Raw genomic sequence first — 26699 nt, forward strand, 5'->3', positions numbered from 1 at the left:
TTTTAGTGTCCCCCTCTTTCTACATAAGCCCGTTCTAGTACAGCCATCCGTGTCCAAACTCCATTATACATCTGAGTAAAAATCTTAGAACGCGGATGTTCCACTACTTCATCTGCAATCTCTACACCGCGATTCATCGGTGCCGGATGCATCAGGATAGCGTGCGATTTCATCTGGGCAAAGCGCTCTTGAGTCATGCCATAACTTTGCAGATACGCCTCTGAACCCTCAAACAAATTTTGTTCATGGCGCTCTAATTGCACTCTGAGCAACATCACTACATCCGAACTCCGAATCGCTTCCTCAAACTCCACATAAGGAGCTTGCTTCTCAATCTCTGCATCCCTCATCATAGGAGGGCCACTTACGACTACTTCTGCTCCAAATTTCTGGAGCGACCATATATTGGAGCGGACCACACGACTATGCTTTAAATCCCCAATAATCGCGACACGTAATCCCCTTATCTCATCGCCAAACTGTTGTTGAATCGTGTATAAGTCTAATAAAGCTTGTGTTGGATGCGCCCAAGACCCAGCACCGGCATTAATAAATGTACAACCTGTATCTTGTTTCGCTAATTCAGCAATCAATTTTTCATCTCGATGGCGAATGACAACCGTCTCTACTCCAATCGAAGAGAGTAGCTTCACCGTGTCATACATCGTTTCGCCTTTTGTCGTACTGGAGACTTCCTCGCTAAAATTAAGTACATTTAGACCAAGCCGCTTTTCTGCAACTTCAAAGGAGAAGCGGGTACGAGTGCTTGGTTCGAAGAAGAGATTGGCCACAAAGCGATTTTGAAACATGTTAGTGCCCTCTTCATGATGCTCTTCAAAAAAGCGAGCTCGACTTAGTAAACTCTGCATCTCTTCTTTACTGAGAAATTCAGTATCTAACAGATGTTGATATGGTTTCACCATGACAAAGGCCCTCCTTTGCTCGAATGATCATTTTATATAGAAAAAACTCTTTACCAGTTTGGCAAAGAGTTGGGTGTCTACACGGAATAAGCCTACTTAGTGTGGTTCATTTGGTCCGTTATATACGTCCATGAACCGATTCCGTGTAATCCTTTCCCTTTGCCAGTCTCTCGGGACTATCTTAAAAGGGTGTTCTATTTATTTGCAGGGTCATTACTATTTTCACGAAGTGTTACGGAATCTGTCAAACCATCCACTTCACTCACGACTACGGAGATAATCTCATTGCGGGAAGTAGGAACGTTTTTTCCAATAAAATCTGGACGAATTGGCAATTCTCTATGCCCACGATCAATTAAGACCGCTAGTTGGATCAACTGTGGGCGTCCTACGTCGATGAGTGCATCCATCGCCGCGCGAATCGTTCTACCTGTGAACAATACATCATCCACAAGGATCACTCTTTTTCCGATGATATCCGGGATCACGGTCTCACGGACATGGGGATGCTCGCTCTTCTCAGACAGATCATCGCGATACAAGGTAATATCTAACTCACCAATCGATAACTCTTTGCCTTCGATTTGCTTAATTCTCTCCGCAAGGCGCTCAGCTAGTGTTACACCGCGCGTCTTGATCCCGACTAATACCATATCTTCTACGCCTTTGTTTCGTTCTAAGATCTCATAAGCGATTCGTGTCAAGGCCCGACGGATAGCCGCCTCGTCTAAGATGACTTTTTCCACATTTATCCTCCTTTCGGGCAAAAAAAGTGCTTCTTGTCCTAGCTAGACAAGAAGCACAAGTGGACAAACGCCACCCATTTATATCCGTGCCCTTGCCAGCCTCTCGGGACTGGATTTAAAGGTTCTGATCTTCCTAACTCATTATGACGAAGTTTTGGCGACCTGTCAAACGAATTTTAGAAAGAATGCTTCAGAACCATTATTGGACACTCAAGCTCGTTTTTTTCACAAAGTTCACCTGCATCATATGCTTGATTACCTTCTCTAAATACGCTTCATCCAAAGTCGGATACATAAAGTGAATCTGTTGTAAGTAATGGCGAGTTAGAGATGAATCAACTTGAACCCATGTGTTTGGATCTGTGTTAGCATGTTGCCCGTATGCTACTAATCCAGCAAGAGCTTCACTTCTCTCGCTTTTCAAAATCTCCCTAATCAAGTTTTCCGCTTCCTCAGCGCCCGGAATCTGAACATCAATTCCAAGGTGATGAAACGCATTACATAACGTTTCGCAAGGTACGCGACGATGATTATAGATGTGGAACACTCGATTGACTGATTCCTTTGTCCGAGCAATATTTATAATCGCTCGAGCACAAATATCAACAGGTGTAAATTCAATCGTTTGACCCCCCACCATCTGTGGAATAATCGTTTTCATATCCATAAAAGACTTCATCGTGAGGTAAAACATATTTTCATTAATATTCTCTTGAAACACACCATCTGTCATTCTTCCTGTTAAGTTACCAACCCGGTAAATAGAAGCTCTCAGCCCTTTTTCCATGGCGTCAAAAATCACTTTTTCCGCTTCAAACTTGCTTTGCACATAGACATTATCTCGGTAGTCTTGTCCAATGTAAAAATCGCTTTCTGTGAATACAGGAGGCTTTTCACTACCTTCTACACTCAATCCCGAAACACTAACCGTCGAAACTTGATGGAACGAAATATCATGCTCTAGACAGAAGGCCACTGCATTTTCGACACTTTGTACATTTGTTCGTCTAAACTCCTCGTACTCTCCAAAATGCTTTACCAAGGCCGCTGAATTGACAACCGTATCAACTGTTTTGCATAGATTTTCATATTCCTTAGTGCCTAATCCAAATTTTTCCCTGGTCAGATCTCCTTTCAGAATATGAACCCGCTCCAAAATTCCTCGCTGCTCTTCTCTAAGCATTTCTGGGAAATAGAATCGAATCTTATCTTGGAATCGTTTCTCTGCTTCTTGTTCATCCACACCTCGTACCACACAATAAATGGTAGCAGAAGTCGTAACTAACAGCTCATGAAGGATATGCGCTCCTAAAAATCCGGTTGTGCCTAGTAATAAGATGGTTCGCATCACACGCTTATCGCCACTTAGTTCGATTTCAGATAAAGATACTCGTCGGTCAGTGGTTATTTCGTGTAAAGATGATTCGTGTTCTGATTGGACCTCCAGATCCCCTGCCACTTTGCGAGCCATTTCCTCAATGGTTTTCAGCGTGTAGAAATCTTTGATACTTAAATCCCAGCCGTATTCATAAACTCCACCCAAAACCTTGATCATCGAAAGCGAATGTCCACCTAGATCGAAGAAATTATCCTTGACCCCTACTCTCTCTATCCTTAGTACCTTTTGCCAGATGGTAGCTAGTTTCTCCTCGATTTCATTGGAAGGCGCTATATAGTTCACATTACCATCCATCGATAAATCAGGTGCAGGAAGAGCTCGGTAATCAATCTTCCCGTTGGCAGTAGTAGGCAGTTGATCCATTTTGACAAAGTAAGGGGGAACCATATAATCAGGAATCATTGTCTTCAGGAAATCACGAAGCTCATATATCAAATGCTCTTCTTCCAGCACGACATATCCACAAAGGTACGCTACATCCTTGTCATTTCTCGCTATGACCGTTGCATCCTTTACTGCAGGATGAGTAAGTAAACAATTCGTAATCTCACCCAATTCGATTCGATACCCTCGAATTTTTACTTGATCATCGATCCGTTCCATAAATTCAATCGTTCCATCATTCAACCATCTAGCACGATCCCCAGTACGATACATCTTCGTTCCAGGAATAAAGGGATTATCCAAGAACTTCTCTTCTGTCAGATCGGGTCTTTTCCAATAACCTCGTGCAATTCCTTCTCCACCAATGTAAATCTCACCCGGCACTCCAATTGGCTGAAGCACTTGATCTTCACTTAGAATATAAATCTGCTTATTCACAATCGGCTTCCCAATCGATGGTTTCATCTCTCTCGGTTTACATGCTCCAACCGATGCATCGACTGTCGTCTCAGAAGGGCCGTAAGCATTTAAGAATGTCCGATTTTCTCCCCACGTTTGAACCACATCACTTGTAAGGACTTCACCACCTGTACTAATCGTATGAAGGAGAGGTAATTCTACATAGGGTAATTGCTTTAAGAAGGATACTGGAACAAAATGAATAATGGTTATCTCTTTTCTCTTCAACCAATCAACTAATCCTAAACCAGAAAGCATAGTCTCCCTACTTGGGATAAAGAGGCTGGCACCCGTCAATAAGGTATAAAATATATCTCCTACTGAGGAGTCAAAGCTAATAGAAGCCAACTGCAATACTCGCTCCCCGGCTTTAATTCCGTAGGCTCTAGCATTCAATACTAGATTATGTACCGCCTGATGCTCGATCATAATTCCTTTAGGCTTACCCGTTGAACCCGATGTATAAATGATATACGCTAGGTCATTTGCTTGATTAACCGGCTCAAGGGTCCGTGACTCCCCATTATAAATCGTTGCTTCATCAATGAATAAAATCTCTCCACCATATGTGGTTGGCGTTTTGATCCCTTGCTGAACCAACAATAGTTCCACATCACAGTCATCTAACATATACTCAATCCGGTCTTCTGGATAACTAGGGTCAATCGGAAGATAGGCTCCACCTGCTTTTAAAATCCCAAACACCCCTACAATCATCTCTAAAGAACGATCTACCATCAGCCCCACAATTTTTTCACGATCCACACCGCGGGCACGAAGTTCGTATGCTAATTGATCGGCACGCCTGCTCAACTCCTGAAAGGTTAGCTCCTCATCTTCATAGACGACTGCAACCCGATCCGGATATTGATTCACCTTTTCTTCAAATATCTCCATAATCGTTTTCTCTTTGTCATAAGGTACCTTCGTATCATTGAAACTTTGTAGAATCGCTTCTTCCTGCTTTGGAAGCATATGCAACTTCCCGATTTTACTCGCTGGATCTTGACATACTTGACTCACAAGCTCCACCAAATGACTCGCCATTCGCTCAATCGTTTCTCGTTTAAATAGATTCACATCGTACTCCAAACGGAAACAGAGCCTTTCTCCTTCTTCTACGGCATCCAAGGTAAGATCAAATTTGGCTATATGGTACTCTTGCTCATAAGGGAAAAGTCTACTATCATCTAGCGCGATCTCCGGGATATCGATATCTTGCATCGAAAACATCGTATCAAAGAGCGGATTTCGGCTAAGATCCCTTGGCACATTTAACTTTTCAACCAATTCTTCAAACGGATAATCCTGATGCTTGTACGCCTTTAGTGCATTTTCTTTTACTTCTCCCATGAACTGAGCGAATGTTTTTTCACCGCTAGGATAGTTTCGAATCGCCAGTGTATTCACAAACATTCCAACCATATTCTCCACATCAGCATGAGGCCTTCCCGCAATCGGCGAGCCCACAATGATGTCTTCCTGCGCACTATACTTGTGAAGTAATGTAGTATAGATAGCTAGCAGCGTCATATACAACGTCGAATCTTGCTTGCGAGCTAACTGCTTCAACTTGTCTGTCGCTTCTTCACTTAACTGAATCTCCACCACGGAACCTTCAAAACCACGGATCAGCGGTCTCGAATAGTCGGTTGGTAGATTTAGCACAGGAAGTTCCCCCGCCAACGCCTCAAGCCAATACTTCTCTTGTTTCGATGACCAGTCGGTTTCTTGTAACCCCTGTTGCCACATCGCATAATCTTTATACTGAATCCGATGCTCAGGCAACTCTTCTCCTTTATACAGTTCCATCAGTTCGTGAAAGAGTATGCTCATCGAAATACCATCTGAAATAATATGATTCATATCCAATAAAAAGAGTGCTTCATCTGCCGAAAACGTAACCCATGAAGCCCTTAGCAACGGAGCCTGACTTAAATCAAATGGACGCAGGAATTCTTCTACCACTTGCTTCGCTTCTGACTCTGATGAATCGATCCGTATCATAGAGAAAGGTACTTCTGATGCAATTATTTGGTGCGGTTTTCCTCCTATCATTTCAAACGAAGTCCGGAGTGATTCGTGTCGCTTGATCAACTGATGTAGCGCCTCTTCCAAACGCCCTACATCCAGACTTCCTTTTACACGCATCATCATCGGCATATTATAGCTAACGGAGTCGGGGTCCATTTGCTGAACGAGATACATCCGTCTCTGGGCCGAAGAAACTGGGTAATACCCCCTACATTCAACCGCTGGGATCGAAGTGTACATAGATGGCGCCGTCACTTGAATCTGTTTTGCCATATCTTTCAGCGTAGGAGTTCCGAATACTTCTTGTAATGGGAAGGCCACTCCAAGTACTTTTTGAATCTGAGACACTAATCGCATTGCTTTTAGTGAGTGTCCGCCTAAATGAAAGAAGTTATCCTCCATTCCTACCTGCACCACCCCCAAGACCTCTTGCCAAATGTCGGCTAGTCTCGCCTCTGTTTCATTGGTTGGTGCCACATAGATATGGGACTGGCTCGTTTGATCTGGTTCTGGCAATGACCGTACATCAATCTTCCCATTTACAGTCAATGGAATTTTCTCCATCGCAACAAAAGCAGACGGAATCATATAGCCCGGTAAGCTTTGCGATAAATAAAGTTTGAGATCCTCCCAATTTTGATTTCCTACTATGTACGCACAAAGGTAGGGTTGCTTGTTTGAGTCACTTCGAGTGATTACAACCGCCTCTTTTACAGCTGGATGAGATAAAAGTTGAGAGGCAATTTCACCTAATTCAATTCGATAACCGCGAATTTTAACTTGGTTATCGGTGCGACCTAAATATTCGATTTCTCCATCCGGAAGCCATCTCACAAGATCCCCCGTCCGATACATTCTCTCCCCTGGTACAAACGGATGATCAATAAACGTCTTCGCTGTCAGCTCTGGATTATTTAGATACCCTCTCGCCAATCCATCCCCAGCGATGCACAGTTCTCCTGCTACTCCAATCGGTTGAAGCTGCTGACGGGAATCAAGCACATAAACACTTACATTATCAATCGGTTTCCCAATCGGTATATTTGCCATCTGTTCATTTACGGTGTAAGCCGTCGTAACGACTGTATTTTCAGTTGGACCATAGCTGTTTATCACTTTATAATCCTGCGGTATATGCTTAGTCAGCTTATCGCCACCGGTAAGAAGAATACGTAAAGACTGATTCTTCCATTCCATAAAATGCTCACAAAATTGTGTAGGTAAAAAACTAATCGTGATTTGATTTTGCTCGAAATATTGATTTAATTGATTTAGATCAAGGCGCATTTCATCTGGAAGCATATAAATTGCTGCTCCAGAGATTAGATAAGGAAAAATCTCCCACACAGAAGCATCAAAACCAAAACTAGCGAATTTAGCCGTCCGATCTACCTCGGTCACATCATACTCTCTAACATGCCAACACGATAGATTGACCAGAGAACGATGTTCGACCAACACACCCTTCGGTTTCCCAGTAGAGCCTGATGTATAGATCACATAAGCTACATTCTCAGATGTCACTCCACTCACAGGTGCAATCGTACTCTCGATCGAAATAATCCCTTGATCTCGATCCAAGCAGACTATATCTAGTTCTTCCGGCACCCATCCCAGTAACTCTTCCTTTGTAACCAGGACTTGAACGTCTGCATCCTCCGCCATATATAAAAGTCTACTTTCGGGATACGAAGGATCTAGCGGGACATACGCTCCTCCTGCTTTTAAAATCCCTAAGACACCCACAATCATCTCCAGAGATGGCTCCATACACAAACCGACTAGCGATTCTGCTCCAATTCCCTTCTTCTGCAAATAGTGAGCCAATTGATTCGCTTTTTTATCTAATTCGCGATATGTAAGCTGTTGTTTTTTATATACAACTGCTATATTCTCTGGTGTGTACTTTACCTGCTTTTCGAACAGTTCGTGAATCGTACTTTCTCGCGGATACTCTCTTTGGGTACTGTTCCAATCCTCCAATAGCTGCCTTTGTTCTGACTCAGGAACAAAACACGCTTCCGAAATAAGACCATCTGGATGATCCAAGAAAGAGCGAACCAATTGGTCAAAATAAGTAGTGAACCTCTTTACTGTATGTTCATCCAGCACGTCATGATTATATTCAAAGTGGCAACAAATGCGCTCTTCCTCTTCTTCAGCGTGAAGAGAAAGGATAAACTTTGGATTTTGTTTTTCTATTTTGATAGGTTCAAACGGTAGACCATGCACATCAAATAAATTAGTAGCATTTCCCAGAGCAATCGCTCCATTTTGTTTCCACGCTTTTTGTAATACAAAGACAGTCTGAAAAATAGGATGATGACTGTTATCTTGGGTTGATACACATTCCTCTACCATCTTAGAAAAAGGAAAGTCTTGGTGTTCTAGAGACTGATCCATTTCATCACGCACACGATGCAGTAGATCACGGAATGAATCTCCTGTGGAAAACCGAACTTGAATCGGTAGCATATTGACAAAATAACCAGCTGTCATCCGAAAGTCCTTCTTTTTTCGACCGAATCGTGGAGTCCCGATCACGATATGTTCTTGACCAGTTAATCTATATAGCAAAACGGAGTAAAGAGAAAACATGACGGTATTGACGGTGGTATGAACCTTTTGACAAAAATCACGTAACTGCTGTGTGGTGTCTTCCTGTAACGCAAATGAAAATTCACTACCTTGTTCGGGTGGCGTAGAATGAGCGTTTGGATTCGTTGGTAAGCTTAATACAGGGAGCTCATTTGAGAGTTTCATTTTCCAAAAGCGAGTCGCTGCTTCTCTCTGTTCACCTAGAACAACATTCTTTTGCCAAGTAACAAAATCGGAATATTGGGTTATTACAGGATCTAGATGTAACTCAGATCCTTCACAAAAATGTTTATAGAATAAACCAACTTCATCTAGCATAAGAGAAAGGGTCCAACCATCTATAATCATATGATGACAAACAAAGAGCAGAATATACTTCTCATCTGAAATACGAAGCACACGAACTCTACAAGCTATACCTTCTTCTAAAACAAATCGCCTACGAGCCTCTGACGAAAAATAATTTCGCAGAAGCACATCATCTGCCCCTTCCATATCCAAACACTCGAAATCGACAATGGGATCACGATAAACCTTTTGTACAGGTTCCTCATCTAAAACAAAAACAGATCGAAAAACCTCATGCCTCTTCATAAACTCAATGAAAGAACGGCGTAAGTTTTCGACATCCAATTTTGCATGTATATACCAAGCAACCGATTCGTTGTATGTAGAATGATCAGAGTTTACCTGATAATGAATAAAGATTAGCTTTTGACCTTCTGATAAAGGATATTCCTTTATAAAATCTTTATGAGACATCAACCATTCCCCCTTAATTTTATCAGATAACTGTAGATTTAATACTATAAAATGTTTATAACATTAGGGAATTTAATCCCCTTATCTACATTACCTATCGCAGAGTAACCACCGCTCCACTCCCTTTAATACAAAGAAGCGTCAGTCATTTGATTTTATCCACTTTAAACCCCATCAGATAGTAGCACATATAGAAACACTTTACAACCAATTCTATATTTTATTATATTATTTTTAATTTGAAACACCGAGGCAATTACACTGAGTGGTTTGCAGACTGTCAATTAAAAGGAAAATCCATTAATATAAAAACAGGAGTGATTTTCCATGAAAAAACCATTTTGGTTACTTTTTTCTGCAGACGTACTTGTAGTGTTAGGTGAAGCAATTGGGCTTTTTTGTATTGAAGTTCTTCTGTTCCAAAAAACGGGTTCAACAGGTCTAATGGGGAGTCTCGTTTTCTGCTTTGTACTTCCTGAAACAGTCATTCGGTTACTTGGGACAGGCTTTATTGATCGTTTTAATCGGATTAAGCTAATGAGTACATTAAACATTATACGTGGCGTGGTGATCGGTGGGCTGTGTATCTCTCTATTCATGGGAACCTTTCACATCTGGCTATTCTTTATTGCTGCTATGATCTTAGGTTCTTGTGCTGCCCTATTTTTACCGACTGGGATGGCACTAATCCCTAATTTAGTTGAAAAAGATCAGCTAGTACGGGGGTATTCGTTGCTAGAGTCATTTTCCTCCTCCGCTCGCGTATCGGGCCCCTTAGTTGCTTCCTTTTTTATTGCATGGTCAGGTGCAGAATCCGGAATGTGGATTTTTGCAGGAAGTGTATTTTTAGGAAGTATTTTAATTAGATTCATTAAAAATCCATCACAAGAATCTCTAGAAAAACCAACTAATAATTCTACAATTTCTTTCTCACAAATCAAAAAAGACATCGGGGAAGGATTTTCATTCTTCCGCCAGATCCCTGCTTTAACTGTGGTTATGCTTTTAGCGGCCATTACTACCATGGGCATGGCCATGTGGTTTATGTTACTCGTCCCCTACGGACAAAAAGTTTTACATATTAACTACACACAGATTAGTTTATTAAGCTCCTTGTTTTTTGTAGGAATTATCTGTGCAGCTATCATAACTGGATGGATTGGGAATGTGCACTCTCGAAGTAAATTTATGATGGGAAGTTTGATTTCCACGGGTATTTTTACCTGCCTCATCTCTTTTACGACCAACTATTATCTTGCCTTATCTCTCTTTTTCTTACTAGGAATGACCATGCCTTTCTTTAATACTCATAGCCAGTCTATTTTCGCTCAATTAATTCCTGATAGCCACCTAGGTCGGGTGATGTCTGTTCGACTTCTACTCGGACAAGGCTCTATTCCGCTCGGAAGTTTAACAGGTGGATGGATTTCAGAATGGTTCGGTACTCCGTCTATTTTCTTTACAGCAGGTGCTCTTTCCATCCTAGCAGGTATAATCGGTTTATTGATTCCTTGGTTAAATCAGATTGATGGGAATTTAGATGAGTTAGCTAGTGAGATTAAGGAGAAGTTTGCGCCTATGCCTGTTCGGGAGAAGGAAAGTGCGTAGATGACGAAACAAAAAAAGCACGATCTGAGTGGAAGTTTTCCATTCGGATCGTGCTTTTTTCAACCTACACCAATCGAACATCTTGATTCGGGAGTAGTTGAATCCATTCGCTACCAATCCAGACGATGCCTGTGATCCCTAGTAGAAATAAGAGAAATAAGAAATCCCATTTTCCAATCGAAAGCTGGTAGTAGTAAGTCCGTTTCTGATTTCCCTTGAAACGTTTGGCTTCCATGGCTACTGCGATTCGGTAGGCACGGCGGATGCTTTGGGCGAGAAGGGGAACGGCGTAGGCAGAGAGCTTGCTCTTGAAGCCTTTCCAGCCCTTTCCTGGCGAAAATCCACGCACTTGGTGGGCCATGCGAATGGTTTGAAACTCGTCCCAAATAATCGGCAAGAGACGAATGGAAGCCATAAAACTATAGGCAAACTTAGGTGGAAAACGGAGCTGTTGCATTAAAGAATAAAACAAGCGAACTGGATGAGTCGTACATACAAAGATCAGCCCGATCAACCCAAACGTAAGCGCGCGGAAACCAAGATGAACCCCTCGATAGAAGCTTTCTTCAGATACTCGAAAGATTCCCCACTCCCACCAGAAGGTACTTCCTTTTCCGTATAACGCCATGGTCAACACAGAACTGCAAAAGAGCAGGAAGAAAGGAAGAAAAAATAAGAGCGCAATCTTCCTCGAAACGCCTGTTCCAAAAGCAAAGCAAATGATAATCACAATTGTAAGCAGTAGCATGACATTTAGATTATGGATAAATAAAAGCGAAATCAAAACTCCTAATGATAGCAGGAGCTTGATACTAGGATTTACTCGATGAAGCCACGTCTCTTTCGCGATTCCCTCCATCTGCAAGCTCCTTTCCATCCACTCCATTGGAGCTTACTTTCTGCAAACGACCTTCCTCAATCCACCAAACTCGATCCGCATAATGATCGGCGATCTCTTCACTGTGCGTTACCATCACGATGGTCGTGCCGCTTTGGCTGAATTGCTCTAGCCAGTCTAATAACGAAAACGTGTTTTGAGCATCTAATCCAAAAGTCGGCTCATCTAGTAGTAAAATTTGATGACGTTCATGAATGGTCGCACAAACGCTCAGTCTTCGCTTCTGTCCGACAGATAGCTGATAAGGGTGTTTATGGTGATGCTCCCATAGCGCAAACCTCTCTAAGCGTTCCCGTACAACTTGATCGATCTCTTCTTCGGAAGGATTTTTTAATGCCTGTCGAACGCTATAAGCTACTTCATCCTTTACCGTACTCGCAACAAATTGTAATTCTGGATTTTGAAAGACAAAGCCAATCTCCTGCAAATCACCTCGTTTGATGGGTGATCCTTGATAAAGTAGTGTTCCTTTGGTTTTCAGTAGTTGACGAATTCCCTGGAGCATGGTGCTTTTGCCCGCCCCATTCTTACCCATCACTGCAATCCATTCACCCTTGTACAAATCAGCATGGCTAACGTGTAGCTTTACATTTCCCGAGTGAAGAACTTGAAAGTCTCTTAATGCGAGTAATGGGGAATCGGCTTGATTGGTGATAGGCACCTCTGAACAATCAATCAATCGATCTTCCCAGATTCCTGGATACCAGATACCATATTCTCGTAGCTGCTCTTGGTAATTTGCTAAAACTTCCTCTTTCTTCCCATCTGCTAAAATCGTTCCATCGGGACGAAATAAGACGATGCGATCAACTACATCCAGCATTTGCTCGATTTTATGTTCCACGATTAATAACGTTTGATCCTCTGGGAGCTGACGAATCGTTTCCCATACTTGATTCGTTCCTTCTGAATCCAATAAAGCAGTTGGTTCATCTAAAAACAGCACCTCTGGCTGAAGAGCCATTGCAGAGGCTATCGCCAAGCGTTGCTTCATCCCACCCGAAAGCTTATGGATAGACGTTTGCACATCTTCCAGATGAAGGCCAACAGCAGATAAAAATTTTTTGATTTGTGCCGGCATTTCCTCTCTCGGAATCTGCAAATTCTCTAATACAAACGCGATTTCTTCATCCACATGAGTCATACAAAATTGACTATCTGGATCTTGAAATACCATCGCCGTTGATTCAGGCACCACCACTTGCTCCGCTTTCATCGGAACATCTACCGCGTGTGGAATTAACCCTGCTAACACTTGAAGCAGGGTCGATTTCCCACAACCGGATGGTCCTAAAAATAAAATTTTCTCTCCTTTTTCGTATTGAAAATGACAATCCCGAAAAAGGAGGCTTTCATCACCTGGAAATTTTAGACGAAGCTTATGAACTCCGTAACCTTTGTTAATCGTCAAGTGATCGCACATCTTCCTCTGTACTTCCTCTCACAAGGCCCGTAACCCCTGTCTTTTCTAGTGCTTTTGCAAGCCCATACGCTATCACACCTGCAATCAGCACCGACCCCACAAAACGAGCGATGAAGAATAGTCCTAGATTCCACCATACTAACGCATCGATATAACCCTGGAAATAATCAAACACAATCGATCCAGCACAAGAAGCAATAGCTGCTAAACTAACAACCAGCACATTTGCCTTTTTATAACGGAATAAAGCAAGAATGAGTTCTGCAAGTAAACCTTGAATCAAGCCATATATTAACGTTGATAATCCCCATTCACTTCCCATGAGAAGCTCACCTGAAGAGGCCGCAGTCTCGGCAAGTAAAGCAACGCCTGGCTTTCGAATGATGAGAAAAGCGAGCGGTCCTGCCAGAAACCACATTCCATACAACAATTGATCTACGTGTAGTCCAATTGGTTTTACAGCTGAGTATACAGGACTCCAAAGCTTATAAATGACACCAAATACAAGTGAAATGACGATGGTTACTAGGATATCGGTAAGTTTTAATCCTTTTTTCATGAGTGTCTCCTCTTTCTGTGTTCTTAGGGTTTGTTGATGAAAGTATTGTTAGGAGTCTAGCCCGGGTCATGTATCTGACCACAGCTCAATAGTGAGCCTACTCCATATCTGCCATTTTCCTCATTCGAATGGCCGCAGACTTCGGATCAGGAGCCGAAAGTATAGATGATATAATTGCAAATCCATTTACCGCATCAGCAGGAATCCGTTTTATATTTTCTTCTGTAATGCCACCGATCCCCACAATAGGAATCTCGATCGCTTTTCGGATGGATCGTAAGGTATCGAGATGAAGCGGGATCGTATCTGGCTTAGACGATGTGGGGAACAAAGCACCTACTCCTACATAATCGGCACCTGATCTCTCCGCCTCGATTGCCTCTTCGACACTATGGACTGATACACCAATCTTGGTATTTGACCCCACGATTGCCCTTGCATATAGAATTCCCTTATCCTCTTGACCAATATGTAACCAATCTGCTTCCACTTCACGAGCGATCTCCACACGGTCATTGATGGCAAAGGGAATTTGATACTGACGACATAACTGCTTCACTTGCAAAGCCTCTTCGATAAATTGATCGTCTGTTATCTTTTTTCGTCGAAGCTGAACGCAAGTTACGCCTCCTTGAATTGCCTGTTCTATACGTGGCAAAAGATCGGGTCGTTCATCGGTAACTAGATAAAGACGGAGATCATGTACTAATCCCATGCCTTTCTCCCTCCCTGATCCCACTGATAAAAATGGTGAATAGGACTGTGACCCTTTCCAATCGGGAAAGCATGACAAATCGCTTGAAATACATACTCTTTCGCTTTTGCGATTGCTATCTCTATCGGCTCACCTAAAGCAAGATAAGCCGCAATCGCAGAAGAAAGGCTACAACCTGTACCATGCGTATGTGGGGTATCAATACGCGGACTACTAAATTCCCTACCTGTGGAAAGAATATCAACGGCATCTCCATCCAGATGCCCACCTTTGAGCAGCACTTGTGTATTCATTTTTCCGGCGAGTTCTTTAACTGCTTGCCGCATCTCTAAAATAGAAGTGATTTTGCATCCAAGTAACACTTCCGCCTCAGGCAAATTGGGCGTAATGATGGTTGCCATTGGAAGTAAGGCATTTTGCAACGCAGCAATGGAGTCCTCCTGTAATAGGGAGTCCCCAGACTTAGCAATCATGACTGGATCAATCACCACATGTGGCGGCTGATATCGCTGTATGCTCTGTGCAATGACATCCATAATCCCATGATTCGAAACCATTCCAATTTTTACAGCATCGACTCGGATATCTGAAAATACTGCGTCTAATTGTAATTGTACTACTTGTGAATCGATCTCTTGAATCGCTGTAACCCCAAGCGTATTTTGGGCGGTAACGGCTGTAATGACACTCATGCCGTATGTACCCAGTGCAGAAAAAACTTTCAGATCTGCCTGTATCCCTGCTCCACCCCCACTATCACTTCCAGCAATGGTCAGAACATGCTTCCTCTCCACATCTCATCCTTCCCTTCACATAACAAAAAAGCCGCACCTAGACGAGGAGCGACTATCATGTACAAGTCTACTCCACTTCCCTACGCTAGTATCAACTAGATCAGGTTCAAAGGGTCCGGGTTTCTCCCGTCTCAATCGCCTTGATTCCCCTAGTGGCTCGATCCATATGTTATTGGAATGAAACAAGTTCAAAATACCATATTTTCATTTTATCGTCAAATTTTAGATGTAGATAAAACCAATCCCCATGGTATTCCATAAAAATAACAAGTAAACTGAAATAAATCATTTGATAGCTTCGATTTGAGGTGACTTCTTGGCACAAACAATACTAGAGTTTTTCTCTTCCCTTGGTTTATGGGCCATCCCACTTAGCTTTTTATTTACGGTCCTATTAAATGTACTAGGTGTCATCCCTTCCATCTTTGTAACCGGAATCAACATCGTTCTTTGGGGTCCTTGGTGGGGTTTCTTATTATCATGGCTAAGTGAATTAGTTGGATCTTCACTCGCCTTTTGGTTATATCGAAAAGGCATCCAACAGTGGAAAGGGGGCAGTAAAGGCGACTGGAGTTGGATACAAAAGTTAAACTCCCTTCCTAGACGCAAACAACAGCTTACCCTCGTAACGGTTCGATTAGCCCCCTTTTTCCCATCAGGAGTTATAAACGTAGCGGGCGCATTTACCAATGTCCAATTGATTGATTTCATCTGGACAACGGGCATAGGCAAAATTCCTTCGATCACACTGGAAGTAGTTACATTCCTCGGGTTTCAACAACTTGGTCAAGCTTTGCAATGGCTCATTCTAGCCCTAGTCATCATTGGGATTCTTTTGTGGTGGTATTCAAAGAGGAGGCAAGCTGTTAAGTAACCAATTGTCCATGGAGCTTGCAAGGTTTGGGAAGACCAGATCTTCGATTAAAATGTGCTTGCAAACGCCTCTCAAAAGGAAGACACTTAATCTGTATACTAAGATCATACATCAATTGGTATGTTATGAAACAAACATTCGATATTTCTGTGTAAAAGGGGGTATAACATGTCAAAATATGCCGCAATCTTACATATGGAAAAGCCTGAGTTAAACCTAGAATTTCGCGCAGCGCACTTGGATTATCTTCAAAACTTAGAACAGCAGGGAAAAATCTTTGCCAAAGGGCCTTTTACTGATGGTGCAGGTGGTATGGTGATCTATCTAGCTGATTCTCTAGAGGAAGCTCAAGAATTAGCTGGACAAGATCCTTATGTATTACAAGGAGTAAGAAGGTTAGAATTACACGAATGGAAGGCATGACCCATTCAAAAAAGCACCTCCCATTGTTAGATTGTATCTAACAATGGGAGGTGCCGTTCTAGAAAGAATGATTCCCTGTCATTTTATGAAAAGGTTGGCTCCGAGGCTTTTTTTCAATAACTAAAATAGAGTCATAACAGCTCATTGACCAGATAGAATTGGTAAATACATCTATATTTTGCGGCCTTTGATGCCAGCCATTTAAGGAGTCGATTATATTTTTAGAATAGCTAATAAAACTATTACTTGCATGTAAACCTCCACCTATTTCACTCCAGTAGTTTGTGTGAAGATCTTCTACAAGATACACCCCGTTATTTAAAAGAGCAGGGAACATTTCCTCAAATGTTATGATTTGTTGGTGAATCAAATGACCACCATCATCGATGATAATATCAAATTCAGGGAGTTCAGGCTTGATTGCTCGCCAAAAATTCCTATCTCCTTGATCACCTATAATCACTTTTATTTGATCTTCTTCTACACATTTACATCTCTGATCAATATCTATACCATATATGGTGGCTTGTGGTCCAAAATAATTTTTCCACATTTGTAGAGAACCACCATGGGACACACCAACCTCTAGAATATTCACTTTTTGATTAACAAAACGTTGAAAATGATGTTCATATATCTCAAAATAATGATCCCATTTATGAATTAACCGTTTATTATTTGATTCAAAATACTCTCTCAATCGTCCCATACTATTCCCCTTCCCCTAAGTCATAGTATCGATCTCCATATTCTATGAAAATATGAATAAAAGGTTCCTACTAATTTTTCTTTTAATAGATTACACAACAAACCCTTCTGAAAAACACAATCAGAAGGGTTTAAAGGTTTTTTCTACATTTGATTTCGTAACTTCCGTAACAATGCCTGAAAATCACCTGGTGGCTCTACTTCAAATCGCATAAACTCACCTGTCCTCGGATGTTCAAATCCAAGCACTTGCGCATGCAAAGCTTGCCCACCTTCAAAGCGTATCTGGCTTTTTGAAGGACCATATACAGGATCACCCACAAGTGGAAAGTTAATATATTTCATGTGAACCCGAATTTGATGGGTACGCCCTGTTTCCAGCCTGCACTCAATAAGAGAGGTGTCTTTCAAGTGTTCTTTGACTCGAAAATGGGTCACAGCATCTTTCCCATTGTTGTGATTGATCGCCATGCGTTGGCGATGGATTGGATCACGACCGATTGGGGCATCCACTGTTCCATGCTCATGGGGAATGAGTCCATGGACAATCGCTGCATAAACCCGTTCTACTGATTTCGCTTTTAATTGATCCACCAAAGAATGATGGGCATGATCGTTTTTGGCTAACATCAATAGTCCAGAAGTATCTTTATCAATACGGTGTACGACACCTGGCCTAGCCACTCCACCAATTCCGGATAAGCTATCCTTGCAATGGTATAACACCGCATTTACCAAGGTTCCTGTGTTATTACCAGCTCCAGGATGCACCACCATACCTCGTGGTTTATTCACGACAATGACATCTTCATCCTCATACACGATATCAAGTGGGATGTTTTCCGCTTCTACTTGTAACTCTTCCACAGGTGGAACGGAAATCTCCACCGTCTCACCTGTACGAACTTTATAGTTGGACTTCTTCGGTTTCCCATCTACCGTGATGAGACCCTCACTAATCCACTCTTGTACCCGCACACGAGACCAATCTGGATCATAGGTACTCACCCATTTATCCAATCGTTCTCCAGAACGGTCTTCCTCCACTTGCAACGTAACTACTTCCATTTGTTCACTCATTTTTTTATGCTTCCTTCGTATGATTGGACTCTAGTTTTTCTGGGACAGGATTTCCTGGTTCTAATAATATACCAAGAAATAAGATTGCTACTCCTACACAAACCGCACTATCTGCTACATTGAAAATCGCAAAGTCATAGGAACCAAACTGAAAATGTAGAAAATCTACAACTTCACCCATTCGAACACGATCGATATAGTTCCCGAGCGCTCCTCCTAATACAATCGCATATCCCCACTTCATGAGTGGATGTTCCTTACGACTTTTCCATAGGAAATAAATTAAAGCACAAATCACAATAGACGTAACCGTAATAAAAAACCATCTTTGATTTTGTAAAATGCCAAAAGCCGCTCCACGATTCCGGTGGGAAGTAAGATGAAAGAATCCATCGATTACCGCAATCGACTCTCCAAGTGTCATCTTAGAAGCGACTAGCCATTTTGTCCACTGATCTACCAAAATGACAGTCAATGCTGTAAGCCAATATCTCAAGTGGGTACCTCCCTGTATTAGCGCTATAAGCGAGCATACATCGCTGTATACTCGCCTCCTTACCAAATCACTATTCCGCTTCTACCTCAAAATCAGGATACTCTTTTTCCACAATACTTGCACAACGCTCACATAGCTCTTGATGCTTACTGTATGAATGCGTTCCAACAGTAGGAGAAATAGTCCAGCAACGGTTACATTTCTCTCCTTCGGCTACATGAACAATCACTTCTACCATTTGCTCGGCAGGAACTTCAGAAGAAGCAGGAAGAACCTCTACTCCTGAGACGATAAAGAGCTGGTGAAGGTTATCTAAGTTTGCTAGCAACTGCGCACTCTCTAGGTTTGGTACGATTTCAATTGTAGCTCCGAGCGAGTTTCCGATCAACTTCTCTGCACGTGCTTGTTCGAGTGCTTTTAACACGCTACTTCGGATATCGAGGAATCGATCCCACTTATCCTCTAGTGTTTGATCACACAAAGTACCGTCCATCACTGGGAAATCAGCAAGTTGGACACTCTGCTCACTAGCACCTGGGATATACTTCCACACTTCCTCTGCTGTATGAGGGATAATCGGGCTGATCATCACATCTAAGGCCCGTAAGATCTCATACATCACCGTTTGAGCCGAACGACGTTGTAGGGAGTCTGTCTCTTCTACATAAAGAATATCCTTTAATACATCTAGATAGAATTGGCTTAAGAACACGGTACAAAACGTATGGATACTACCATATACTTGGTGGAAATCGTACGTATCATACCCCTGGGTAACGGTTTCGATCAGGCCTTGTAGCTTCGATAGTACATAACGATCCAGTTCTGTTAGCTGATCATAGCGCACACGGTTTTCTGCTGGATCAAAGTCTGCCAAGTTGCCTAAAAGAAAGCGGAATGTGTTACGCAGTTTCCGATATACCTCAGCTACTTGTTTGATCAGCGGATCCGAGATTCTTACATCCGATTGATAATCAACAGAAGAAACCCATAGACGCAGGATATCAGCACCGTATTGATTGGCAACTTTATTTGGATCCACCACGTTCCCAATCGACTTGGACATCTTACGCCCTTCACCGTCTAGCACATACCCATGGGAAACAACTTGTTTATAAGGCGCATTTCCAGTTGTAGCGACAGAAGTAGAAAGGGAAGAGTTAAACCAACCACGGTACTGGTCAGATCCCTCGATATACAAGTCTGCAGGGAAGCTTAGGTCATCTCGCTGTGCGAGTACAGCAAAGTGGCTGCTTCCAGAATCAAACCACACATCCATAATATCAGTCTCTTTACGGAAGCTGGTACATCCACATTTGCTACATTTCTGATCAGCGGGCATTAAATCGCTTACGTCCTTTGCATACCAAGAGGTAGAGCCTTCTTTTGCAAACAGATTCGCGATAAAATCAATCGTCTCATCATTGATGTGAGGCTCTGTACAATCTTGACAGTAGAAAATAGGAATCGGCACACCCCATGTACGCTGACGGGAGATACACCAGTCTCCGCGGTCGGCAATCATATTTCCTAAGCGAACTTCTCCCCATGTTGGCATCCACTCTACATCCTTGATCTCATCTAGCATCTGCTGTCTAAATCCATCAATCGAAGCAAACCATTGTTCCGTCGCACGATAGATGATCGGCTTCTTGGTTCTCCAGTCATGTGGATACTGATGCTTGATAAAGCTCAGTTTAAGCAATAAGCCCTGTTCCTGTAATAACTCAGAAACTTTTTTATTACCATCTTCATAGAACATACCTTCAAAACCTGGAGCTTGTGCAGTAAATACCCCACGTCCGTCGACTGGGCAAAGCACCTCTAAGCCATATCGCTGTCCAACGGCAAAGTCTTCCTCACCATGTCCAGGAGCTGTATGAACACAACCCGTACCTGCTTCGAGCGTGACATGATCTCCAAATACCAATGGAGATGGACGGTCATAAAATGGATGTCGGCATGTAACTCCATTCAACTCACGGCCTGCCCAAGTAGAAACGACTTCATACTCCTCCACTTCAGTTGTCTTCATAACCGCCTCTATCAATTCAGTGGCCATGATGAATTTCTCATTCCCTACTTGAACAGCACTGTACTCAAACTCAGGATTTAAAGAGATAGCTAGGTTAGCAGGGATTGTCCATGGAGTTGTAGTCCAGATGACGACAAACGTATTTTCCTCGTCCACGATCCCATTTCCATTTTGCACTGGAAATTTCACATATACGGATGCCGAACGTTTCTCTTGATACTCGATTTCTGCCTCTGCAAGCGCAGATTCCGAAGTCGGAGACCAATAAACTGTACGCATTCCACGGTAGATGTGGCCCTTACGAGCCATATCGCCAAATAGACGAATCTGGGCTGACTCATACTCTGGTTGTAAGGTGATATATGGATTTTCATAGTCACCACGAATCGCCATACGCTTAAATTGATCAGCTTGTTTTTCTACAAAAGAGAGAGCATATTCGGTACATAGATTACGGAAATCGACCACACTTACTGACCTGCGATCCACTTTCTTTTTCGTTACAACAGCGTGTTCAATAGGCAAACCATGTGTATCCCATCCCGGTACATAAGGCGCGTCAAACCCACTTAAACTTTTATAACGAACGACAAAATCCTTCAGTGATTTATTTAATACATGACCCACGTGGATATCACCGTTCGCATAAGGAGGTCCATCATGCAAAATGAACTGAGGCGATCCTTTACGCTTCTCCTGAACCAAACGATAAATATCGATCTCGTTCCACCATTTTTGCATCTCTGGCTCTCGGTTAGGAAGATTTCCCTTCATCGGGAAATCCGTCACAGGTAAATGAATCGTACTACGATAATCAGCCATCTACTACACATCCTTCATCTCAGAATCACCATATACAAAATACAACACAAAAAACCTTCATCATCCTCTAGGGACGAGAAGGTTTCCCGCGGTACCACCCTAATGGCTTTGATCGTCGAAACAACGAAACGATCAAATCCGCTCTACCATTCGTAACGTGAATGACACGGTCCATCCTACTCTCTAACAATTTCGGACGACAGTTCACGGGTGATCTTCGAGCGAAGATTTGACTGAGCTCACACCAACCCCCAGTTCGCTTAACAAATCTTATCGCTCTACTTGTCCCGATCAAAACCATTACGGCTATGAGAATATGTTATTCATCATTATACACAGATGTTAGGTATTTGTTAACATCCGTAAGGCTATTTCTTCTTAAAACATTGCTTTTTTACGCATCTTGCGGGTTCTGCGAAGATTTGGCTCTTGGTCGTCTTCCATGTATGTAGAAGCTACCTCGCCAAGCATATGGTTTTCACCCATTTGTTGGAATTCATTTGCTAATTCGTTAGGGAACTCATTTGGAAACTCATCATATTCATTTCCAAAGCCGTTTGGTCCTTCAATTAGATACTCTTGTTGGTTCTGTGGTTGTTCGAGTGAAGGCGTCACAGGTTGCTCAGCATAGGCATCCAGCTGCTTACCTGTCTCCTCTAGGTTCTCTTCTAATTCTTCCAAAGACTCCCAAGAAGAGTTGTCCAAAACATCCAAGTGAGATTGTACTAAGGTACGGAAACGAGCACGGTAGATCGTTGATTTTTGTTTCAAATCAAGCAACTCGCTGTGAACCGCACGAGCTTTTTGTAGAGCTTCATTGATAATTCGATCGGCATTCTTCTCTGCTTCTTGAACAATCAATTCTGCTTCTTTCTTCGCATTCAAGCGCACTTCCTCTGCCACTTCTTGTGCCACACGAATGGACTTATGAATGCTTTGCTCCATAGAAGCAAGCGCATTGGTGTTTGGTTGCATAGCTTGCAACTGGTTCTGCATCTGCTGTTGCATTTGTTGCATTTGTTGTTGCATCTGCATTTGGTTCTGTGGTGTTGGATATTGATTTTGTTGTTGTTGCTGTTGCTGTTGCTGCTGCGTCATCATCGGTTGAACTGGATCTACTTGATATTGCGGTTGAGGCCTTGTCTGACTAAACGCTTCTCCGTCCATAATTCGCTCTAGTTCAGCTTGTAAATCTTCAACCTGTTGTTCCATCTCTAATTTTTCACGGGTCAACAACTCAAAATCTTTAATAATCTGATCTAAAAAGTCATTAACCTCGTCAACATCATATCCACGGAATGATCGTTTGAACTCCTTATTATGAATATCATAAGGTGTTAATTTCATTACCGCACCTCCTGAGTCTATTTGCTTGCCTTTTCTATTCGACAATATTATCAGATATCCTTCTGTTTGACCACCCAATAACCAAAATTAGGTGGATTCTTTCAAGAAAAGGATAAAATCTGCACGACACTTCTTCCTTTTTTTGTCGTTTTCTCGACACCAACTACACAAATCCTCCCTGATCCTCGTACAGAGATCGTATCACCTGGTTCTACCAATTTATCACTTTGATCGACAAGCTGCCAATTTATTTTACATTTCTTGCCTTTAATCATCAACTGTGATTTGGAACGAGATAGATGAAATGCCTCTGAGACAATCGCATCTAGTCGAAGCGATGCGACGATGATATTTTTCGTGATCCGATCTGGTTCGGAATAAAAAAATTGGTTTCGCACGATCGTCTGTACGGTGACCTTTTTACGGCCTACTGAAGACAGATGGAGTGGGAGAAAATCACTCATCTCACGCGCGACAACCAAATCACAACCATGATTATGAGGTTGTATATCACCAATCATCTCTCGCTTGATCCCAAGACCTAAAACCGCCCCTAGCACATCAGGATGTTCAAGTGGCCCGCGATCGGATGTCTCAATCCGTAAAAAAGCTACATCAGACCAAGATTCGTCTATGGAAAAGTAGTCAGGTGCCATGATCACCCTTTTTCGCTCAGCAACCGGATATCCACCGTCTAGCAGGCAAACTAAATCTGCTTCCCGATTACAGATCGTCTGGTAGATAAACTGTTCTCTGGGGTCCAGAAAGGGAGTTGTAACAATCATACTTCGCTCATTGGAGAGTGTTATCCAATCAAAGCAACGCTCCACGAAAGGGCGCTCTTCAGGGCGAAAATGCATAAAGACCTTAGAATTGTTCATTGTTTATGCCTCAACTAATTAAACTAAAAATGAAACCTATCACTACGTATAATCCCTGTTGTACAAACTGTAATGCAATCAGCGCAACGATCGGCGATATATCAATCATTCCGATCGGTGGAATGAATCGACGGAACACCGCCAAATAAGGTTCACAAATACGAGCCATAAAAGCACCGATCGGCGATTGACGCACCTGTGGAAGCCAAGACATCAAAATGTAGATCGTAAGCGCAATCGAATACCCGTAGAAAGCATAATTTAGAATTTGAATGGTTGTTATGATAGACACGTGACAAAAGTCACCTCACTTGCAGCTTAGAGTGCATCATCTTGTAGAATTTCAGTAATCGTTCCCTGCACATCTACATTAGATGGCGTGCAGATAAAAATATGAGCGCCTACTCGTTGGATACTCCCACCTAGAGCATAGACGGTTCCACTTAAAAAATCAATCACGCGAGTTGCCTGATCCCGGCGAACCCGATGAAGATTCACGACAACAGGTCGATGGCTTTTTAAGTTATCAGCAATCTCCTGAGTCTCTTCAAAAACTCGCGGCTCAATCAGCATGAGACGGACATTTTTCTGAGAATGTAACGACACGATATTACTCTTTCCTTTAGTAGGGGATGGATGAGTTTCGCCGGATTCATTCTCCTCCATTAATTGTTCCTCATCTTCATTGACGCCAAAAAAATTCATGACCCGATTCATAATGGTCAATTCATTCTCCTCCTTCTAACATTCCCTTATTCCCCCATCAGAATCGAACCTAGACGAATCCATGTTGCTCCTTCTTCAATGGCTATTTCGAAGTCTTGCGACATACCCATTGACAACTCTGTCATGGGAACATGAGGAATTTGCTTCTTTTGTAATCGGTGCTGGCATTCTTTTAGCTCACGAAAAACCGATCGGATTTCTTCACGATTTTCGATATGGGGCGCCATCGTCATTAAGCCAACAACTTCGATACTAGAGAAATTCGCCATCTCTATCGTAAAATCTTCTAATTCTTTCCGAGAAATTCCAAATTTCGTCTCTTCACCCGAAATATTCACTTGAATAAAGCATTTCATCGTTGCTTGAATAGACTTCGCCCGTCTCTCAATTTCTTTCGCCAGTTCAATACTTTCAAGGGAATGGAGGTAGGAAAATCGACCCACTACTTCTTTCGCCTTATTTCGTTGAAGATGGCCAATCATATGCCAAGTACCACGATTATGTAACTCTTGCCATTTCGGAATCGCATCCTGTACTCGGCTCTCACCTATATGAAGACAACCTGCATCTAGAACTTGCCTCGTTTTATCAAGATCTACATACTTGGTTACCGCTACCACATTCACTTCATCTGGATTTCGTCCTACTCGCCGACAAGCTTGTCCAATCCTTTGCTGAACTTCACTTAAACGGTTTTCTAACTCTTGCATGAAGAATTTAACTCCTTACTCGCTTTCCAATAAAAGCAACCATACGACCTGTATCGCCTTTATCTCTGCGATGAGAATGGAAGTGTTCATTTGAACAACTTGTACAATAGTTAGATTTCACAATTTGATCATCCCGTAAACCAACCTGCTTGCATAACTGTGCATTTGCCTCTTTCAAATCTAGCATTGCTTTGTAATTAGTCGTTGGAAGAGCAATGGATGAAGGCAACTCATGACATTCTAGCGCATCCTTCATCGGACGTAACACATGTTCGTCCACTTCATAACAACACGCACCGATTGAAGGACCAATTGCCACTCGAATTTTCGAACGATCTGCACCTTTGGCAACCATCTCGGCAATCATGTTAGGACCGATTTTTTGGACTGTTCCTTTCCAGCCAGCATGAGCCACTCCAATCACATCAATATCCGGAGCATAGAAAAAGAGTGGCACACAATCAGCATAGAAGGAAGCAAGGAGAATATCTTCTTCACTCGAAAAAAGGCCATCTGTATTGGAAAATGCAGACTCTCGATCTCGATTGCCTTTCCCTCGGTCTACGCGAGTCACATAAGCGATATCTACTCCATGAACTTGTTCACCACAAGTAAAAGAACCCAAAGAGAAAGAAAGATCTCGCATCAAACTCTCCCTGTTTTCCACTACGCGTGATGGTTGATCTTCCACGTGTAAGGCATAATTATGACACATAGAGGAAGAATCCTCCTCCCTAGCAGAAAACCCCACTGTCAGATGGGGGTACTCTTCCTGCCAAAGCGCGAGAACAAAATAGGGAACACGTGATTTCTTTTGCATTTGAAATGGTTCCATGTAGTCCCCTCCCTGTATTATCTTACCATAGTTTGAGGGATTGACATAGATTAGTGAGGGGATTCATTCTGGTTCGACCATGGAAGTTGACCATATGGTGACACAATTTCTTGAAAGCGATGATCAAGACGAACCAAGATCACATCCGAACCAATCTTCACAATTTGTTTCCAAGGTATTACCCATTCTTGCCCTCCTGCAAACCATCCAAAAAACTTTGTCTCACCTGGTACGATAATGGCTCGCACCACTCCCCCGCGTAAATCCAGATCCAAGTCGTGAATTTGCCCCAACTTTCGTCCATCTGCTATATTTACTACTTCTTTACTTTGAAGATCAGAGATTTTGATCATCAAGGTGATCCCCCTGTCATCCTATCTATCGTAAATGTAATTTATGTATATGTGTGGGGTATATAAATCTGTACTATTGATTGAAAAAGGTTTAGCAAAATAAAAAG

Annotated in this window: 22 protein-coding genes, 1 riboswitch and 1 other annotated feature; of the genes, 3 read left to right on the plus strand and 19 right to left on the minus strand. The window is 42.4% G+C overall.

Annotation, left to right across the window (positions count from 1 at the left end):
* Positions 1-2: 2 nt before the first annotated feature.
* The 3 genes from EDD57_RS01010 to EDD57_RS01020 all read right to left on the minus strand — a co-directional run bounded on the left by EDD57_RS01010 (position 3) and on the right by EDD57_RS01020 (position 9305).
* A complete protein-coding gene (locus EDD57_RS01010) occupies positions 3-923 on the minus strand; it encodes an aspartate carbamoyltransferase catalytic subunit (RefSeq protein WP_131847464.1) in 921 nt (306 codons plus the stop codon).
* Between the two features lie 194 nt (positions 924-1117).
* Entirely contained in the window at positions 1118-1669 is a 552-nt protein-coding gene (gene pyrR / locus EDD57_RS01015; protein WP_207896779.1) for a bifunctional pyr operon transcriptional regulator/uracil phosphoribosyltransferase PyrR, read from the minus strand.
* Between the two features lie 199 nt (positions 1670-1868).
* On the minus strand, positions 1869-9305 hold the full coding sequence (locus tag EDD57_RS01020; RefSeq protein WP_131847466.1) for a non-ribosomal peptide synthetase: 7437 nt from the start codon (positions 9303-9305) through the stop codon (positions 1869-1871).
* A 327-nt stretch (positions 9306-9632) separates the two neighbouring features.
* Here EDD57_RS01020 and EDD57_RS01025 point away from each other — a divergent pair, with 327 nt between their 5' ends.
* Positions 9633-10913 carry an MFS transporter gene (locus tag EDD57_RS01025; protein ID WP_131847468.1) on the plus strand — a complete coding sequence of 427 codons (1281 nt, stop codon included), beginning with the start codon at positions 9633-9635 and terminating at the stop codon, positions 10911-10913.
* A 64-nt stretch (positions 10914-10977) separates the two neighbouring features.
* Here the strand turns inward: EDD57_RS01025 and EDD57_RS01030 are convergent, their stop codons facing one another.
* The 5 genes from EDD57_RS01030 to thiD form a co-directional block, all read right to left on the minus strand.
* A complete protein-coding gene (locus tag EDD57_RS01030) occupies positions 10978-11772 on the minus strand; it encodes an energy-coupling factor transporter transmembrane component T family protein (RefSeq protein WP_131847470.1) in 795 nt (264 codons plus the stop codon).
* Complete coding sequence (locus EDD57_RS01035; protein ID WP_131847472.1) at positions 11726-13234, minus strand: ABC transporter ATP-binding protein; 1509 nt, start codon at positions 13232-13234, stop codon at positions 11726-11728. The genes EDD57_RS01030 and EDD57_RS01035 overlap by 47 nt, the downstream gene beginning before the upstream one ends.
* Positions 13212-13793, minus strand: a complete 582-nt coding sequence (locus EDD57_RS01040; protein WP_131847474.1) for an ECF transporter S component — start codon at positions 13791-13793, stop codon at positions 13212-13214. The genes EDD57_RS01035 and EDD57_RS01040 overlap by 23 nt, the downstream gene beginning before the upstream one ends.
* A gap of 97 nt (positions 13794-13890) precedes the next feature.
* On the minus strand, positions 13891-14508 hold the full coding sequence (thiE, locus tag EDD57_RS01045; RefSeq protein WP_131847476.1) for a thiamine phosphate synthase: 618 nt from the start codon (positions 14506-14508) through the stop codon (positions 13891-13893).
* Positions 14499-15302: a bifunctional hydroxymethylpyrimidine kinase/phosphomethylpyrimidine kinase gene (thiD, locus tag EDD57_RS01050; RefSeq protein ID WP_131847478.1), complete on the minus strand. Its 804-nt coding sequence runs from the start codon at positions 15300-15302 to the stop codon at positions 14499-14501. Before thiD ends, thiE begins: the two co-directional genes overlap by 10 nt.
* Before the next feature lie 60 nt (positions 15303-15362).
* A riboswitch (TPP riboswitch) is annotated at positions 15363-15463 on the minus strand.
* A 155-nt stretch (positions 15464-15618) separates the two neighbouring features.
* On the opposite strand from thiD, the gene EDD57_RS01055 reads away from it, so the two are divergent.
* The gene (locus tag EDD57_RS01055) at positions 15619-16176 is read left to right on the plus strand and encodes a TVP38/TMEM64 family protein (RefSeq protein WP_131847480.1); all 558 of its coding nucleotides are present in this window, start codon (positions 15619-15621) and stop codon (positions 16174-16176) included.
* A gap of 168 nt (positions 16177-16344) precedes the next feature.
* Positions 16345-16599, plus strand: a complete 255-nt coding sequence (locus EDD57_RS01060; RefSeq protein WP_131847482.1) for a YciI family protein — start codon at positions 16345-16347, stop codon at positions 16597-16599.
* Positions 16600-16657: 58 nt separating this feature from the next.
* Here the strand turns inward: EDD57_RS01060 and EDD57_RS01065 are convergent, their stop codons facing one another.
* From EDD57_RS01065 to EDD57_RS01115, 11 genes are all read right to left on the minus strand, one after another.
* On the minus strand, positions 16658-17308 hold the full coding sequence (locus EDD57_RS01065) for a class I SAM-dependent methyltransferase (RefSeq protein WP_131847484.1): 651 nt from the start codon (positions 17306-17308) through the stop codon (positions 16658-16660).
* A gap of 143 nt (positions 17309-17451) precedes the next feature.
* Complete coding sequence (locus tag EDD57_RS01070) at positions 17452-18375, minus strand: RluA family pseudouridine synthase (protein WP_131847642.1); 924 nt, start codon at positions 18373-18375, stop codon at positions 17452-17454.
* 16 nt (positions 18376-18391) lie between these two features.
* Positions 18392-18883 carry a signal peptidase II gene (gene lspA / locus EDD57_RS01075; protein WP_131847486.1) on the minus strand — a complete coding sequence of 164 codons (492 nt, stop codon included), beginning with the start codon at positions 18881-18883 and terminating at the stop codon, positions 18392-18394.
* 70 nt (positions 18884-18953) lie between these two features.
* Complete coding sequence (ileS, locus tag EDD57_RS01080; protein ID WP_131847488.1) at positions 18954-21740, minus strand: isoleucine--tRNA ligase; 2787 nt, start codon at positions 21738-21740, stop codon at positions 18954-18956.
* Positions 21741-21806: 66 nt separating this feature from the next.
* Positions 21807-22044, minus strand: a binding site (T-box leader).
* A gap of 74 nt (positions 22045-22118) precedes the next feature.
* On the minus strand, positions 22119-23087 hold the full coding sequence (locus EDD57_RS14890; protein WP_131847490.1) for a DivIVA domain-containing protein: 969 nt from the start codon (positions 23085-23087) through the stop codon (positions 22119-22121).
* Between the two features lie 101 nt (positions 23088-23188).
* Positions 23189-23968, minus strand: coding sequence for a YlmH family RNA-binding protein (locus EDD57_RS01090; protein WP_131847492.1), 780 nt, complete (start codon positions 23966-23968; stop codon positions 23189-23191).
* Between the two features lie 10 nt (positions 23969-23978).
* On the minus strand, positions 23979-24254 hold the full coding sequence (locus EDD57_RS01095; protein ID WP_131847644.1) for a YggT family protein: 276 nt from the start codon (positions 24252-24254) through the stop codon (positions 23979-23981).
* 32 nt (positions 24255-24286) lie between these two features.
* Positions 24287-24685 (minus strand): cell division protein SepF, encoded by a 399-nt coding sequence (locus tag EDD57_RS01100; RefSeq protein ID WP_207896782.1) that lies wholly within the window; start codon positions 24683-24685, stop codon positions 24287-24289.
* A 35-nt stretch (positions 24686-24720) separates the two neighbouring features.
* On the minus strand, positions 24721-25404 hold the full coding sequence (locus EDD57_RS01105; RefSeq protein WP_131847496.1) for a YggS family pyridoxal phosphate-dependent enzyme: 684 nt from the start codon (positions 25402-25404) through the stop codon (positions 24721-24723).
* Positions 25405-25411: 7 nt separating this feature from the next.
* Positions 25412-26239 (minus strand): peptidoglycan editing factor PgeF, encoded by an 828-nt coding sequence (gene pgeF / locus EDD57_RS01110; RefSeq protein ID WP_131847498.1) that lies wholly within the window; start codon positions 26237-26239, stop codon positions 25412-25414.
* A gap of 50 nt (positions 26240-26289) precedes the next feature.
* Positions 26290-26592: a YlmC/YmxH family sporulation protein gene (locus EDD57_RS01115; protein WP_131847500.1), complete on the minus strand. Its 303-nt coding sequence runs from the start codon at positions 26590-26592 to the stop codon at positions 26290-26292.
* Positions 26593-26699 lie beyond the last annotated feature (107 nt).

It is taken from the genome of Baia soyae (assembly GCF_004341445.1).
GTDB classification, from domain to species: Bacteria; Bacillota; Bacilli; order Thermoactinomycetales; family Thermoactinomycetaceae; genus Baia; species Baia soyae.

Coding starts and splice junctions, on each gene's coding strand:
- EDD57_RS01035 (WP_131847472.1), bottom strand. CDS start 13,234: ATGTGCGATCACTTGACGATTAACAAAGGTTACGGAGTTCATAAGCTT.
- EDD57_RS01040 (WP_131847474.1), bottom strand. CDS start 13,793: ATGAAAAAAGGATTAAAACTTACCGATATCCTAGTAACCATCGTCATT.
- EDD57_RS01115 (WP_131847500.1), bottom strand. CDS start 26,592: ATGATCAAAATCTCTGATCTTCAAAGTAAAGAAGTAGTAAATATAGCA.
- EDD57_RS01060 (WP_131847482.1), top strand. CDS start 16,345: ATGTCAAAATATGCCGCAATCTTACATATGGAAAAGCCTGAGTTAAAC.
- EDD57_RS01070 (WP_131847642.1), bottom strand. CDS start 18,375: ATGGAAGTAGTTACGTTGCAAGTGGAGGAAGACCGTTCTGGAGAACGA.
- EDD57_RS01010 (WP_131847464.1), bottom strand. CDS start 923: ATGGTGAAACCATATCAACATCTGTTAGATACTGAATTTCTCAGTAAA.
- EDD57_RS01090 (WP_131847492.1), bottom strand. CDS start 23,968: ATGAACAATTCTAAGGTCTTTATGCATTTTCGCCCTGAAGAGCGCCCT.
- pgeF (WP_131847498.1), bottom strand. CDS start 26,239: ATGGAACCATTTCAAATGCAAAAGAAATCACGTGTTCCCTATTTTGTT.
- EDD57_RS01025 (WP_131847468.1), top strand. CDS start 9,633: ATGAAAAAACCATTTTGGTTACTTTTTTCTGCAGACGTACTTGTAGTG.
- EDD57_RS01100 (WP_207896782.1), bottom strand. CDS start 24,685: ATGAATCGGGTCATGAATTTTTTTGGCGTCAATGAAGATGAGGAACAA.
- EDD57_RS01065 (WP_131847484.1), bottom strand. CDS start 17,308: ATGGGACGATTGAGAGAGTATTTTGAATCAAATAATAAACGGTTAATT.
- EDD57_RS01020 (WP_131847466.1), bottom strand. CDS start 9,305: ATGTCTCATAAAGATTTTATAAAGGAATATCCTTTATCAGAAGGTCAA.
- ileS (WP_131847488.1), bottom strand. CDS start 21,740: ATGGCTGATTATCGTAGTACGATTCATTTACCTGTGACGGATTTCCCG.
- thiE (WP_131847476.1), bottom strand. CDS start 14,508: ATGGGATTAGTACATGATCTCCGTCTTTATCTAGTTACCGATGAACGA.
- EDD57_RS01105 (WP_131847496.1), bottom strand. CDS start 25,404: ATGCAAGAGTTAGAAAACCGTTTAAGTGAAGTTCAGCAAAGGATTGGA.
- EDD57_RS14890 (WP_131847490.1), bottom strand. CDS start 23,087: ATGAAATTAACACCTTATGATATTCATAATAAGGAGTTCAAACGATCA.
- EDD57_RS01030 (WP_131847470.1), bottom strand. CDS start 11,772: ATGGAGGGAATCGCGAAAGAGACGTGGCTTCATCGAGTAAATCCTAGT.